The 12,969-nt window shown below is 61.0% G+C and carries 12 protein-coding genes; 10 read left to right on the top strand and 2 right to left on the bottom strand.

Features of this window, described 5'->3' with window-relative positions:
- The first annotated feature begins 217 nt into the window (after nt 1-217).
- From Q0603_RS15720 to Q0603_RS15685, 8 genes are all read left to right on the top strand, one after another.
- Complete coding sequence (locus Q0603_RS15720) at nt 218-2,326, top strand: NosR/NirI family protein (RefSeq protein WP_298727353.1); 2,109 nt, start codon at nt 218-220, stop codon at nt 2,324-2,326.
- Between the two features lie 34 nt (nt 2,327-2,360).
- Complete coding sequence (gene nosZ / locus Q0603_RS15715; RefSeq protein WP_298727349.1) at nt 2,361-4,277, top strand: TAT-dependent nitrous-oxide reductase; 1,917 nt, start codon at nt 2,361-2,363, stop codon at nt 4,275-4,277.
- 6 nt (nt 4,278-4,283) lie between these two features.
- Nucleotides 4,284-5,660 carry a nitrous oxide reductase family maturation protein NosD gene (locus tag Q0603_RS15710; RefSeq protein ID WP_298727347.1) on the top strand — a complete coding sequence of 459 codons (1,377 nt, stop codon included), beginning with the start codon at nt 4,284-4,286 and terminating at the stop codon, nt 5,658-5,660.
- Nucleotides 5,657-6,577: an ABC transporter ATP-binding protein gene (locus Q0603_RS15705; RefSeq protein ID WP_298727345.1), complete on the top strand. Its 921-nt coding sequence runs from the start codon at nt 5,657-5,659 to the stop codon at nt 6,575-6,577. The genes Q0603_RS15710 and Q0603_RS15705 overlap by 4 nt, the downstream gene beginning before the upstream one ends.
- Nucleotides 6,574-7,404, top strand: a complete 831-nt coding sequence (locus Q0603_RS15700) for an ABC transporter permease subunit (protein WP_298727342.1) — start codon at nt 6,574-6,576, stop codon at nt 7,402-7,404. The genes Q0603_RS15705 and Q0603_RS15700 overlap by 4 nt, the downstream gene beginning before the upstream one ends.
- On the top strand, nt 7,401-7,976 hold the full coding sequence (locus Q0603_RS15695; protein WP_298727339.1) for a nitrous oxide reductase accessory protein NosL: 576 nt from the start codon (nt 7,401-7,403) through the stop codon (nt 7,974-7,976). The genes Q0603_RS15700 and Q0603_RS15695 overlap by 4 nt, the downstream gene beginning before the upstream one ends.
- Nucleotides 7,927-8,982 (top strand): FAD:protein FMN transferase, encoded by a 1,056-nt coding sequence (locus Q0603_RS15690; protein ID WP_298727336.1) that lies wholly within the window; start codon nt 7,927-7,929, stop codon nt 8,980-8,982. The genes Q0603_RS15695 and Q0603_RS15690 overlap by 50 nt, the downstream gene beginning before the upstream one ends.
- 161 nt (nt 8,983-9,143) lie before the next feature.
- On the top strand, nt 9,144-9,662 hold the full coding sequence (locus tag Q0603_RS15685) for a hemerythrin domain-containing protein (protein WP_298727334.1): 519 nt from the start codon (nt 9,144-9,146) through the stop codon (nt 9,660-9,662).
- Here Q0603_RS15685 and Q0603_RS15680 read toward each other — a convergent pair whose 3' ends face one another.
- Nucleotides 9,663-10,250, bottom strand: a complete 588-nt coding sequence (locus Q0603_RS15680) for a malonic semialdehyde reductase (RefSeq protein ID WP_298727331.1) — start codon at nt 10,248-10,250, stop codon at nt 9,663-9,665.
- Nucleotides 10,251-10,284: 34 nt separating this feature from the next.
- A complete protein-coding gene (locus Q0603_RS15675; protein ID WP_298727329.1) occupies nt 10,285-11,004 on the bottom strand; it encodes an FCD domain-containing protein in 720 nt (239 codons plus the stop codon).
- 90 nt (nt 11,005-11,094) lie between these two features.
- On the opposite strand from Q0603_RS15675, the gene Q0603_RS15670 reads away from it, so the two are divergent.
- Nucleotides 11,095-12,057 carry a VOC family protein gene (locus Q0603_RS15670; protein ID WP_298727327.1) on the top strand — a complete coding sequence of 321 codons (963 nt, stop codon included), beginning with the start codon at nt 11,095-11,097 and terminating at the stop codon, nt 12,055-12,057.
- Nucleotides 12,058-12,085: 28 nt separating this feature from the next.
- Nucleotides 12,086-12,940 (top strand): fumarylacetoacetate hydrolase family protein, encoded by an 855-nt coding sequence (locus Q0603_RS15665; RefSeq protein ID WP_298727325.1) that lies wholly within the window; start codon nt 12,086-12,088, stop codon nt 12,938-12,940.
- Nucleotides 12,941-12,969: the final 29 nt, after the last annotated feature.

The following is a 12,969-nucleotide window of genomic DNA, read 5'->3' as shown; positions in this document are numbered from 1 at the left end:
GGAGAGAAAGGTTATGCGACCAGGACGTTCGTATTCCCTCGCATGGCTTCTGGTTTCGGTCCTTCTTCTAGCGCTGAGTGCCGCGCCAGTAATGGCAGCATCGCGGCTCGCAGAATTTTTGCCCGGCATTCAAGCCGCAGAAATTGTTCCCGGCGCCGATCGTCTCGGTAACCCACAGGGCGATCCACCGATTGCGCCAGCATATCGTGGCAGTGAATTGCAGGGATATGTCTATCTCAATGCCGATTTCACCAATGCGACGGGCTATTCGGGCAAGCCGATTCACATGCTGGTCGGTATCGATCCGAATGGCAGCATCACCGGAATTCGACTCGTCGATCATAAGGAGCCCATCGTTCTGATCGGCATCCCGGAGGCCAAGGTGGTCGCCGCGATGAACAGCCTGGTTGGCCGCAATATGGGCGCAGTGGCCAGTGGCACCGAACGGCCGCCGCAGGTCGATATCGTCAGCGGCGCGACCGTTACTGTCCTGGTGATGGGCGACAGCGTGGTGCGCTCCGCTGTCAGGCTGATCCGCAGTGGACGGCTGAGCGGGGCGGCTGCTTCTGCTTCGCCTGCAGCAGCGCCAGTGCAGGCACGGCAGGTCGATACCGATAACAGCGAAGTCCGCAGCTGGGACGATCTGGTTGGTGACGGATCGGTACGCCGCCTCAGCTTAAGCGTCGGCGATGTGAACGAAGCCTTCACCCGGGCGGGCAATGCCGAAGCTGCACGGAATGCGGAAACCGATCAACCGGACGACAGCTTCATCGAGATGTTCGTGGCGCCGGTTTCCGTGCCGACCATCGGCCGCAGCCTACTGGGCGATGAAGGCTATGCGCGGCTGCGCGACCGTCTCCAGCCCGGTCAGGAAGCCATCGTCGTTGCAGGAGACGGGGCTTATTCCTTCAAGGGGTCTGGCTATGTGCGCGGCGGCATCTTCGACCGCATCGAACTGCTGCAGGATGGCAGCAGCACGCGCTTTCGCGACCGCAATCATATGCGCCTGGGCGCCCTGCAAGCCGACGGTGCGCCGGACCTGCGCGAGATCGCCTTGTTCGTCATGCCGGAGGACTTCCGCCTCGACCTGACGCAGCCCTGGCAAATCCAGCTTCTGGTCCAGCGCAATGTGGGGGCGCGCGACAAGGCATTCATTACTTACGACCTGGATTACAGCCTGCCGGAGAAATACCTGCGGCCGGTGGATGCCAGTTCCCAGCTTCAGGCGCAGGCTCAGGCCGCGCCATCTGGGTCCCCGCAGCAGAGCCCTGCGGCTGCCGCGGCCGAGGATGGTTCCGACGGGTCGCTCAGCCAGCCGCTATGGCAGCGGATCTGGCTCTCCAGCACCGTACAGATCGGCATCACCGTCGTTGCCCTGCTGGTGTTGACGGCGATCTTCTTCTTCCAGGACACCTTGGTGCGGCGGCCGCGGATCTATGTCTGGGTGCGCCGGGGATTCCTGCTGTTCACGCTGGTCTGGCTTGGCTGGTACGCCAATGCCCAGCTTTCGGTGGTGAATGTCCTGACCTTCACCAATGCGCTGATCACCGGCTTTAGCTGGGAGTTCTTCTTGGCGGCACCGTTGATTTTCATCCTCTGGGCCGCCGTTGCCGCCGCCCTGCTGTTCTGGGGGCGCGGGCCCTTCTGCGGCTGGCTGTGCCCGTTCGGCGCGCTGCAGGAATTGCTGAACAATCTGGCGCAATGGCTGAAAGTGCCGCAGATCAAGGTGCCTTGGGCTCTGCACGAGCGGCTGTGGCCGATCAAATACATCATCTTCCTCGTCCTGTTCGGCCTGTCCTTCTATTCCGTGGCGCTGGCCGAGGTTTTTGCTGAGGTCGAGCCGTTCAAGACTTCGATCATTCTCAAGTTCAGCCGCGACTGGCCTTTCGTCATCTATGCGCTGACGCTGCTATCGGTTGGCTTGTTCATTGAGCGGTTCTTCTGCCGCTATCTCTGCCCGCTCGGCGCGGCTTTGGCCATTCCCGGCCGTATCCGCATGTTCGAATGGCTGAAGCGCTGGCCCGAATGCGGCTCGCCCTGCCAGCGCTGCGCCAAGGAATGCCCGGTGCAGTCGATCCATCCGGAAGGCCATATCAACGTCAATGAATGCATCTACTGCATGCATTGCCAGGAGCTTTATCACGACGATCACCGCTGCCCGCACATGATCCAGGTGCGGTTGAAGCGCGAACGGTATGACGCGGTCGCTTCGCCTTCGATGAAGGCGGGCGGCAAGGGCGCCAAGGCGGCATTCGTGCCGCATCACGCGCGGCAGAAGGCAGTGCCCGCCGCATCATCATCCGACCCCCAAAGCGAAGGAGCGTAAAATGGGTATGGAAGAAGAAAATCAGAAAAAGGGGATGAGTCGCCGGCATGTGCTCGGCACGACGGCAGCGGTGGCTGCGGCCGGCGCAACCGGCCTGACGGGCGGACTCGTCATGAACCGCAACGGCGTGATCAGCTCGGCTGAAGCACAGACGCGCCCGGCTGCCCGTCCGGCCGCCGTAAAGCACGAAGTCAAGCCGGGAGAGCTGGACGAATATTACGTCTTCTTCTCCAGCGGTCAGACGGGCGAACTGCGCATCGTCGGCCTGCCGTCCATGCGCGAGCTGATGCGCGTTCCGGTGTTCAACCGCGATAGCGCCACCGGTTGGGGCCTGACCAATGAAAGCATCAAGGTGCTGACCGAGGGGCTTACGCCGGAAACCAGGGAGTTCCTGAAGAATCGCGGTCCGACCTATCTGAACGGCGACCTGCACCATCCGCATATGTCGTTCACCAATGGCACCTATGACGGCCGCTACATCTTTGTCAACGACAAGGCCAATACCCGCGTGGCCCGCATCCGTTGCGATGTGATGAAGTGCGACAAGATCATCGAGCTGCCAAACCAGCATACCGTGCATGGCCTGCGCGTGCAGAAGTATCCGCGCACCGGCTATGTTTTCGCCAATGGCGAGGAGCGCGTGCCGCTGCCGAATGACGGCAAGATCCTCGACGATACGACGCAGTATCATTCGATCTTCTCCGCCATCGATGGCGACACCATGAAGGTTGCCTGGCAGGTGATGGTCAGCGGCAACCTAGACAACGTGGATGCCGACTATCAGGGCAAATATGCCTTTGCCACCTGCTACAATTCCGAGGAAGGCGTCACGCTGCCGGAGATGACGGCCAAGGAGCAGGACTGGGTTGTCATCTTCAATCTGAAGCGGATCGAAGAAGCCGTGAAGAACGGCGACTACAAGATGATGGGTGGCGTGCCCGTGATCGATGGCCGCGCAGGCTCGAAATACACCCGCTACGTGCCGGTGCCGAACAGCCCGCATGGCATCAACACCGCGCCTGACGGCATCCATGTGGTGGCGAACGGCAAGCTGTCGCCGACCGTGACAGTGTTCGACGTGCGCAAGTTCGACGACCTGTTCGACGACAAGATCAAGCCGCGCGACACCGTCGTGGCCGAGCCGGAACTGGGCCTTGGGCCTCTCCACACCGCCTATGATGGCAAGGGGAACGCCTACACGACCCTGTTCCTGGATAGCCAGATCTGCAAATGGAATATCGAGCTGGCCAAGCGCGCTTATAAGGGCGAGAAGGTCAATCCGGTGATCCAGAAGCTGGATGTCCATTACCAGCCAGGCCACAATCACACCTCCATGGGCCAGACCAAGGATGCCGATGGCAAGTGGCTGATCTCGTTGAACAAGTTCTCCAAGGACCGTTATCTGAATGTTGGTCCGCTGAAGCCGGAGAATGATCAGCTGATCGACATTTCGGGCGACAAGATGGTCATCGTGCATGACGGCCCGAGCTTTGCCGAGCCGCACGATGCCACCATCGTCCATCGGTCGGTGCTGGAGGGGAAGATCGCCCATCGCTGGCGGCGTGACGATCCGATGTTTGCCGATGCGGTGAAGCAGGCGAAGGCCGATGGCGTCGATCTTGAAACCGACTCCAAGGTCGTGCGGGACGGCAACAAGGTCCGCGTCTACATGACATCGGCAGCGCCGGCCTACGGCCTGGACGATTTCCGGGTCAAGCAGGGCGATGAAGTGACCGTTTACGTCACCAATGTCGACGACGTGGAAGACCTCACCCATGGATTCTGCATCGTCAACTACGGCATCAACATGGAGGTTGGACCGCAGGCCACGGCCTCGGTGACCTTCACTGCGGATCGTGCCGGTGTGTACTGGTACTATTGCAGCTGGTTCTGCCATGCCATGCATATGGAGATGTCAGGCCGGATGCTGGTTGAGCCGAAGAGCACCTGAGGCATCATGCGCGCTCGAAAGATCGCGTTCTGGATGGGACCGGCGGCATTGCTCGCCGCCGGTCTCGTGCCGCCCGCGCAGGCGGAACGGGTTGTGATCCAGCCCGGCGCCGACCTGCAGGCGGCGCTGGAGCGGTCTGTCGAGGGCGATGTGCTTTCGCTGGCACCAGGCATCTATCGCGGCAATCTGCGAATCAGTCGGCAGGTGACGCTGGAAGGCACGGAGGGCGCCGTGATCGAGGGTGACGGGCAGGGTAATGCCATCACCGTCACCGCCGCCGGTGCTGTCGTACGGGGATTATCGGTCCGCGGCTCCGGCATGGATCTCGATGCGATGCATGCTGGTATTTTCCTGGAAAAGACCGCCACCGGTGCGGTGGTGGAAAATAACCGCCTTGAAGGCAATCTCTACGGCGTTTACGTGCACGGAGCCGAGAAGGCGCTGGTGCGCGGCAACGTCATCCGTGGCATCACGCAAGGCCGGATCAACGAAGCCGGCAACGGCGTATCGCTGTGGAACGCGCCGGGGGCAAAGGTCGTGGATAACGACATCAGCTTTGGCCGGGATGGCATCTACACCATCAGCAGCAGAAACAATCTGTTCAGCGGCAACCGCTTCAGCGACCTGCGCTTTGCCGTCCACTACATGTATACCAACGACAGCGAGATCAGCGGCAATGTCTCGACCGGCAATTCGGTCGGCTTTGCCATCATGTATTCGAACCGCCTGGTCGTGAAGGACAATGTCTCCGACGGCGACCGCGATCACGGCTTCCTGTTCAATTATGCCAATGGTTCACGTATTACGGGCAATGCTGTTTACGGAAAGCCGCAGCCGGCCGAGCGCTGGATTGGGGCCGGCAATCGCAGCGTCGGCCATGGCGTGCCTGCCAGCGAGGATGATGCGCGGCCGGTCTCGGCCACCCGCATCGGGCCGGAGAAATGCGTGTTCATCTATAACGCCAACCAGAACCGGTTCCATAACAATCGCTTCGAGGGATGCGAGATCGGCATCCATTTCACGGCTGGTTCGGAAGGCAATGAGATGACCGGCAATGCCTTCATCCGCAATCGTAACCAGGTGAAATATGTCGGCACCCGTCATCTCGACTGGTCGAAAGGCGGGCGCGGCAATTACTGGAGCGACAACCCGGCTTTCGACCTGAATGGCGACGGGATCAGCGATACGGCCTATCGGCCGAACGATCTGGTCGACAAGGTGCTGTGGACAGCGCCGCAGGCGAAGCTGCTCGTCAACAGTCCAGCCGTGCAGGTGATCCGCTGGGCGCAATCCCAGTTTCCCGCTCTGGTACCGGGTGGTGTGATCGACAGCGCGCCGCTGATGACGCCGCCGGCTATCGGGGCAGATCGGACGAAACAATGAAGCATACCGTTCAAGTCGACAATGTCAGCAAGCGCTATGGCCAGCTTGAGGCGGTGCGCGGCGTGTCGTTCGCGTTGCCGCCGGGCGAGACGGTCGCGCTGGTCGGGCATAACGGCGCCGGCAAGACCACGCTGATGAAGCTGATGCTGGGTCTCATTCATCCCAGCCGGGGCAGCATCCAGATTCTGGGCGAAAATCCTGCTGCCGGCGAATTCGCGGCGCGGCGGCGCCTGGGCTATCTGCCGGAGAATGTTTCCTTCAATGCCGGACTGACCGGCCGCGAATTGCTGTCATTTTATGCGCGTCTGAAAGGAGACTCCCCGGAACGGGCGCTGCAGCTATTGGACCGGGTCGGTCTTGCGGCTGCGGCCAGCCGGCGCGTGGGCACCTATTCGAAAGGCATGCGCCAGCGCCTTGGTCTGGCCCAGGCATTGATCGGTGAGCCGGCGTTACTGCTGCTGGATGAGCCGACCACCGGCCTGGATCCGGCGCTGCGTCAGAGCTTCTACGAGATCGTGCAGGAGCTGCGCGACCGCGGCGCAACCGTCATCCTGTCTTCGCATGCGCTGACCGAGCTGGAAGAGCGTACCGACCGCGTCATCATCATGAACCGCGGCCTCATGGTGGCCAATGGGTCGCTTGATGCGCTGCGCCGCATCGCCCGGCTGCCGACGCGCATCCGGCTGCGCCTGACCGAAGGCCGCCCGGCGCGGATGCCGGACTGGCTCGATCACGACGGGGCCTGGCGCCCGATCAACGGCCATGTCGTGGAATTCGACGCCTCGCCGGAGCGGAAGATGGAGTTCCTGCGCCAGGTGATGCAGGGCGGCCCCGCGCTGGACGATATCGAAGTGGTACCGCCGACGCTGGATGAACTTTACGCCCATTTCCTGCGCAGCCAGGAGGACGCCCGATGAAAAGCCTCTGGATCGTTGCGATCAAGGAAATCCAGGAAGGATTGCGGAACCGCTGGGTGCTCGCCACCACGCTGCTGCTGCTCGCGCTGTCGCTGACCTTGAGCTTTCTGGGCAGCGCGCCGACCGGAAATGTCGGGGTGCGGGCCCTGGATGTGGTGATTGTCAGCCTGTCCAGCCTGTCGATTTTCCTGCTGCCTCTGATCGCGCTTTTGATTTCTTATGACGCAATCGTCGGCGAGGTTGATCGCGGCACCATGCTGCTGCTGCTCAGCTATCCGGTGGCGCGCTGGCAGGTTCTGCTGGGGAAATTCTGCGGCCATGTTGCCATCCTCGCCTTTGCCACCATTCTGGGATACGGAGCGACGGCGGTGGCCCTGGCAGCAACCGGCACGCCCATTGAGGCCGACAGCTTGTTCGCATTCGCCCGGCTGATCGGCTCGTCGATCCTGCTTGGCGCCGTTTTCGTCGCCATCGGCTATCTGATCAGCGCAAAGGTGCAGGATCGCGGCACGGCGGGCGGTATCGCCATCGGCATATGGCTGCTGCTGGTGCTGCTGTATGACATGGCGATCCTTGGTGCGTTGGTGGTCGATCAGGGGCGCACGCTATCGGCTGGCATGCTGAACCTGCTGCTGCTGCTGAATCCCACTGATGTCTACCGGATGTTCAATCTTGCCGGCTCTGCCGGGGTCAGCGCTCTGTCCGGCATGGCGGGCATCGCCGAGGTGCAGACGATGCCGGCGCCGGCACTGCTCGGTATGCTGGCCGCCTGGACGCTCGTGCCATTGGCCGGGGCTGTCCTCATCTTTTCGCGGAGGGAGTTATGAAACGCTTCGCCTGGGCGGCCCTGATCCTGGCCGCTGGCTTGCTGGCCGGCTGCAAGGACGAGGCCTCTTCGTCGGCCCCGCCGCCACCGCATGTCCTGACGGCCGACGCCATTGGCAATTACTGCGGCATGAACGTGCTGGAGCATCCCGGTCCGAAGGCGCAGATCCTCCTGACCGGCTGGCCCGAGCCTATCTGGTTTTCCTCGGCACGCGATGCTTTCGCCTTCACCATGCTGCCGGAGGAGGCGAAGAATATCGCCGCGATCTACGTCTCCGACATGGCGCGGGCCGAGAGCTGGGAGAATCCCGGCATTGCGAATTGGATCGAGGCGCGCCAGGCGTCTTTCGTAATCGGCAGCGACATGCGCAGCGGCATGGGCGCCGCTGAAGCCGTGCCGTTTGGCGACCGCGCCGCAGCAGAGCGTTTCGCGGCCCAGTATGGCGGGCGGATCGTCAGCTTCTCCGAAGTACCGAGCGACTACATTCTAGGTAGCGGTCAGACGGATGGCCATTCAGTGCTCGATGCGCCGCCGCAGCGCCTGGCCGAAAGGCAGGAGCATCATGTCCACTAAGTTGTTATTGTCAGCCGCGACTTCGCGTCGTCGTGTTCTCGGCATTTCTGCTGCAGCGGCTGGACTGGCCCTGCTGCCGTTCTCTGCGCCGCTTCGCGCAGCAGCTCGGCTGGCCGCCTGGGATGGAATCGCCCTAGGCGCGAAAGTCAGCATTCGCATCCATCACGACGATGAGCGTGTGACCGAGCAGGCGCTGCAAAGCGTTGTGCAGGAGCTGCGGCGGCTTGAAGCTGTTTTCAGTCTCTATCGTGAGGATTCAGCGCTCAGTCAGTTGAACAAGCGCGGCAGCCTCATCGCGCCGCCGGCCGAACTCGTCGAGTTGCTGCAGACATCAAAGCACTATGCGTCTGTGACGGACGGCGCTTTCGACCCTACAATCCAGCCACTATGGCAGCTTTACAGCCAGCATTTTTCTAAGCCTGGCGCAGCGGCACAAGGCCCGGAGGCGGATGTCATCGCCGCCAGGCTGGAGGCTGTTGGTCTGGAGCATGTGCTGGTCAGCCGCGACCGTATTGCTTTCCGGCGCCCAGGTATGGCGATCAGCCTGAATGGTATTGCGCAGGGCTTTATCACCGATCGCGCGATTGAGCGTCTGCGCGAACACGGCATTGCGCATACTTTGGTGGATATGGGCGAAAGCCGGGCCCTGGGACAGCATCCCGATGGTCGGCCCTGGCAGGCGATGATCGCAGATCCCCTGAAACCGCAGGGCAAGGGACAGATCGTTCCGCTGATCGACATGGCGCTGGCCACATCAGGCGGCTATGGGTTTAGCTTCGATCCAACAGGGCGGTTTCATCATATCTTCGATCCCCATAGCGGACGCTCGCCGCAATTATATCGCAGCGTCTCTGTCTTGATGCCGACCGCGACAGGCGCCGATGCGCTATCCACCGCCTTCAGCTCGTTGAGTCCAGAAGATATCCGCAAGGTGATGACGGTGCTGGGTGGCGGTCAGGTCTATCTGACCACTGTTGAAGGGCGCCAGGTAACGATCTCTGTCTGAGATCTGCTATTAGATGACGAAGGTCAAATCGGGTGGCTGGTTGCGCAACTTTTTGAGTTGGCGCAAAGAGCAAGGCATGCCGAATGAGTATCAGTTCTGCTCACAGCTACGGCCGGACACGGGAACTGTTGCTTGAGGTATCGGCATGCGAGGCATCGGCCATGGAAAGTGGGGTTAATTTTGAGGCTGGTCTGGCGATGATCTTGGCAGACAGGCCAAAGACACGCGATCTGATCGGCCACATCATAGGGCGGTACCACGAAGCTCATCGCCGCGAGCTGCCGATCCTGATCGGTCTGTCCGACAAAGTGGAGAGCCGCCATCGCGGGCATCCGCAGATGCCGGCCAATCTCTCACGAATACTCCAGACGATGCTGCTGGAGCTGGAAATGCATATGTGCAAGGAAGAGCACATCGTTTTTGCCCTGATCATGGAAGGCCAGGGCCCGCTGATCGGCAACGCCATCGACATGATGATGACCGATCACGAGGATCATAGCACGATGCTGCGCGAACTGAGGGCACTGACCTCCGATTGCCAGCCGCCGGCAGATGCCTGTGACGACTGGCGGAGGTTATACACCGGTTTGCGCAAGCTGATCGACGATCTGGTCGCTCACATCCAGCTGGAGAACAATGTCCTGTTCCCTAGATTCATCGATAAAAGCGCAGCTGAATAATTAGAGAAGCTGGCAGGCCCGCTCGAAAGGATGGCGCGGTTGCCGCTGCATTATTTTCGACGGATCGCCGTAGCCGATATTGCAGAGGAAATCGGTCTGATAGCGCCCGTCGGGGAAGAATTCGGCATCGACCTTGGCAGCGTTGAAACCGCTCATCGGCCCGCAATCGAGTCCCAGGGCGCGCGCAGCCAGCATCAGATAGGCGCCCTGCAGGGTAGCATTTCGCTGCGCCGTCGTCTGCGCCAGTGTTGGATTGGCCGCGAAATTGTCGCAAGCGGCGGGATTGTGCCAGATCTCGGGCATGTATTCATAAAACTTGGTGTCGCGGGCAATGATCGCCGTCACCGGCGCCAACATGGTCTTGTCAAGATTGCCGGGCGATAGCGCTGGCGCGAGCCGCTGCTTCGCCTCCGGGCTACGCAGGAACAGGACGCGCATCGGCTGGGTGTTCATCGAAGTAGGACCCATCTTGGCGATCTCGTAGATCTCGCGCAGCGTCTGGTCTGATACGGGCTTGTCTAACCAGCCATTCTGAGTGCGGGCAGAGAGAAAGAGTTGGGCGAGGGCGTCCTGACTGACCGGCTTCATCGATATCTACCGTTACTGCTACTGTTAACAGGAATTACAGCGTCACTGACGCTTTGACGATGTCAGCGGTCTTGCGCAGATGCTTTTCAAGCTCGGCCACCGCACGGTCGGCCTGGCGCTCCATCACGGCGTCGAAAATCGCCTTGTGCTCGGCCGGAACGTTGCGGATACCGGTCGGCTGCGGCACGGAAACCGACATGCGGCGATAACGCTCGCTCTGCTCATAAAGTATGGCCCGCATCCGCAGCAGCCAGTCATTGCCGCAAGCGGCCACCAGCGCGGCATGGAAATCGGCATGGGCTTGCGCCCAAGTGCTGCTCAGATGCTCTTCGCGGCCTTCCTCGGTCTGGCTGAGGCGGGAGAGACGATGCCAGGTGGCGACCACCTGGGATTCCCAGGCCAGATCGCCTCGCTCGATCGAGGCGCGCAGACACAGGCCCTCGATGGCAATCCGCGCCTCGGTGATGTCGTTCAATTCCTTAGGTGAGACGGGGCTGACGGTATAGCCGCGCTGGGGTTCGGAGACGACGAGCGCCTCCGACTGCAGCATCGACAAGGCTTCGCGGACGGCGCCGAGGCTGACATCCAGGTCATTCGCCAGCGCCGCAATGTTGAGTTTGGTTCCCGGCAGGAAGCGGCAGGACAATATATCTGCCCGGATTTGGGCATAGGCCCGGTGTGCTTTCGTCGCGAAGGAATCCTGGCCGGGTGCCCCCTGACCGGTTTCAGCTAGGCCGTGGACTATTTTGTTCATAAAAATATATTGTCAGGCTTATGATCTATGATTAAGCTCAAAATACAGAGAAGAGACCGGCCTGACAAGGCAAATTGGGAGGGAACAACGATGACTGATCCAAAGCGGTCGGGTGTGACGGCCATTCACTCCCTGGATCGTTTCGTATTCAGCGTGCCCGATCTGGAAGTGGCGAAAACCTACTTTACCGATTTCGGCCTGGACGTTCGCCAAGTGGGCAATCGACTTGACCTCTACACCTTCGGACACCCGCACCGCTGGGGCTCAATCTTCGAAAGCGGCAAGCCGAAGAAGCTCGAATACCTCGCGCTGGGTGTCTACGCGGAGGATTACGACCCGCTGCGCCGTCACCTGGAGAAGATCGGCGTTCCGTTCATCGATCCGCATCCGCTGGTCGACGAACAGGGTTTCTGGGTGCGTGATCCCGACGGTATCCCGCTGCAGATCGTTGTGGCGGAGAAGTCGTCGCCCAATGAGAAGGGCGAGACCTTCGGCCCGATGTTCATGACCAATGAGAAGGGCATCACCGTTGGTCCCAACCGGCGGAGCGTGAAGCAGGTCAGGCCGGTGCGGCTGACGCACATACTGCTGTTCTGCTCCGACGTGCCGCGTTCGATGAAGTTCTATCAGGAAGCCATGGGCATGCGCCTGTCGGACCATTCTGGCGACGGCATCGCTTTCATGCATGGCGCGCATTCCAGCGACCATCATCTGATCGCCTTTGCGAAGTCGAACGGTCCCGGCCTGCATCACACCAGCTGGGTTGTCCGCGGCGTCGACGAGGTGGGCCTTGGCATGGAGCAGATGCTGGCCAAGGGCTACAAATATGGCTGGGGCGTCGGCCGCCATGTGCTGGGATCGAACTACTTCTATTACCAGCGCGATCCGTGGGGCAGCTTCACCGAATACTCCTATGACATCGATTTCATCGGCCTTGATGGCGACTGGCCCGCTCAGGACCATCCGCCTGAAGATTCTTTCTACCTCTGGGGACCGATCGCGCCGGATGATTTCGTCATCAATCACGAAGTCGAAGACCACAAAGCCGGCTGAGCCGGCCATTCAATAAGGGACCGAACTGATGCGACTGTTGAACTACCTGAAAGCCGGAAAACCCACGCTTGGTGCGCGTAAGGGCGATGCAGTTGTTGATCTGACCGCGGCCGGCTTGCCCGACAGTGTGGATGCCTTGCTTGCGCTCGGTCCCGATGGCCTGCGCAAGGCGCAGGATGTCGCGGACAAGGCAACGGCGACGACCCCTCTGGCCGAAGTGACGCTGCTGCCGCCGGTGCTGAACCCGTCCAAGGCCATCGCGGTCGGCCTGAACTACATCGATCACGCGGCCGAAAGCCCGTACAAGGATGCACCGAAATATCCGGTGCTGTTCCATCGCTTCCCGTCGTCCTGGGTGGCGCACAACCAGCCGCTGATCAGGCCACGCGTGTCCGAGCAGTTCGACTACGAAGCCGAGTTGGCAGTGATCATCGGTAAGACCGGCCGTTATATCCCGAAGGAGCAGGCACTGGATTACGTCGCCGGCTATTCGCTGTTCAACGACGGCTCGATCCGCGATTACCAGTTCAAGTCGCATCAGTGGATGATCGGCAAGAACTTCGACGCCTCGGGCTCATTCGGGCCTGAACTGGTGACGGCCGATGAACTGCCGCCGGGCGCCGTCGGCCTGCGCCTTCAGGCACGGCTGAACGGCCAGGTTCTGCAGGACGCCAATACGAAGGACATGATCTTCGACGTGGCGACCTTGGTCAGCACTTGCTCGGAAGTCTTCGCCTTGCGCCCCGGTGACGTGATCATTTCCGGCACGCCTGCCGGCGTCGGGTTTGCGCGCAAGCCGCCCATTTTCATGAAAGAGGGAGACGTGATCGAGGTGGAGGTCGATAAGGTCGGAATCCTGCGTAACACCGTGAAGAACGAGTGAACAGGTCGTAAGACAACGCTAGGGAGGAA

Source organism: uncultured Ferrovibrio sp. (genome assembly GCF_937960835.1).
In the GTDB taxonomy this organism is placed as follows: Bacteria; Pseudomonadota; Alphaproteobacteria; order Ferrovibrionales; family Ferrovibrionaceae; genus Ferrovibrio.
This window is presented reverse-complemented; position numbering and strand designations above follow the sequence as displayed.

What these genes read in the sequence shown, in the direction of transcription:
- Q0603_RS15665 (WP_298727325.1), top strand. Translation starts at nt 12,086, where the DNA reads ATGCGACTGTTGAACTACCTGAAAGCCGGAAAACCCACGCTTGGTGCG.
- Q0603_RS15710 (WP_298727347.1), top strand. Translation starts at nt 4,284, where the DNA reads ATGCGCGCTCGAAAGATCGCGTTCTGGATGGGACCGGCGGCATTGCTC.
- nosZ (WP_298727349.1), top strand. Translation starts at nt 2,361, where the DNA reads ATGAGTCGCCGGCATGTGCTCGGCACGACGGCAGCGGTGGCTGCGGCC.
- Q0603_RS15675 (WP_298727329.1), bottom strand. Translation starts at nt 11,004, where the DNA reads ATGAACAAAATAGTCCACGGCCTAGCTGAAACCGGTCAGGGGGCACCC.
- Q0603_RS15690 (WP_298727336.1), top strand. Translation starts at nt 7,927, where the DNA reads ATGCGCCGCCGCAGCGCCTGGCCGAAAGGCAGGAGCATCATGTCCACT.
- Q0603_RS15695 (WP_298727339.1), top strand. Translation starts at nt 7,401, where the DNA reads ATGAAACGCTTCGCCTGGGCGGCCCTGATCCTGGCCGCTGGCTTGCTG.
- Q0603_RS15705 (WP_298727345.1), top strand. Translation starts at nt 5,657, where the DNA reads ATGAAGCATACCGTTCAAGTCGACAATGTCAGCAAGCGCTATGGCCAG.
- Q0603_RS15700 (WP_298727342.1), top strand. Translation starts at nt 6,574, where the DNA reads ATGAAAAGCCTCTGGATCGTTGCGATCAAGGAAATCCAGGAAGGATTG.
- Q0603_RS15680 (WP_298727331.1), bottom strand. Translation starts at nt 10,250, where the DNA reads ATGAAGCCGGTCAGTCAGGACGCCCTCGCCCAACTCTTTCTCTCTGCC.
- Q0603_RS15670 (WP_298727327.1), top strand. Translation starts at nt 11,095, where the DNA reads ATGACTGATCCAAAGCGGTCGGGTGTGACGGCCATTCACTCCCTGGAT.
- Q0603_RS15685 (WP_298727334.1), top strand. Translation starts at nt 9,144, where the DNA reads ATGGAAAGTGGGGTTAATTTTGAGGCTGGTCTGGCGATGATCTTGGCA.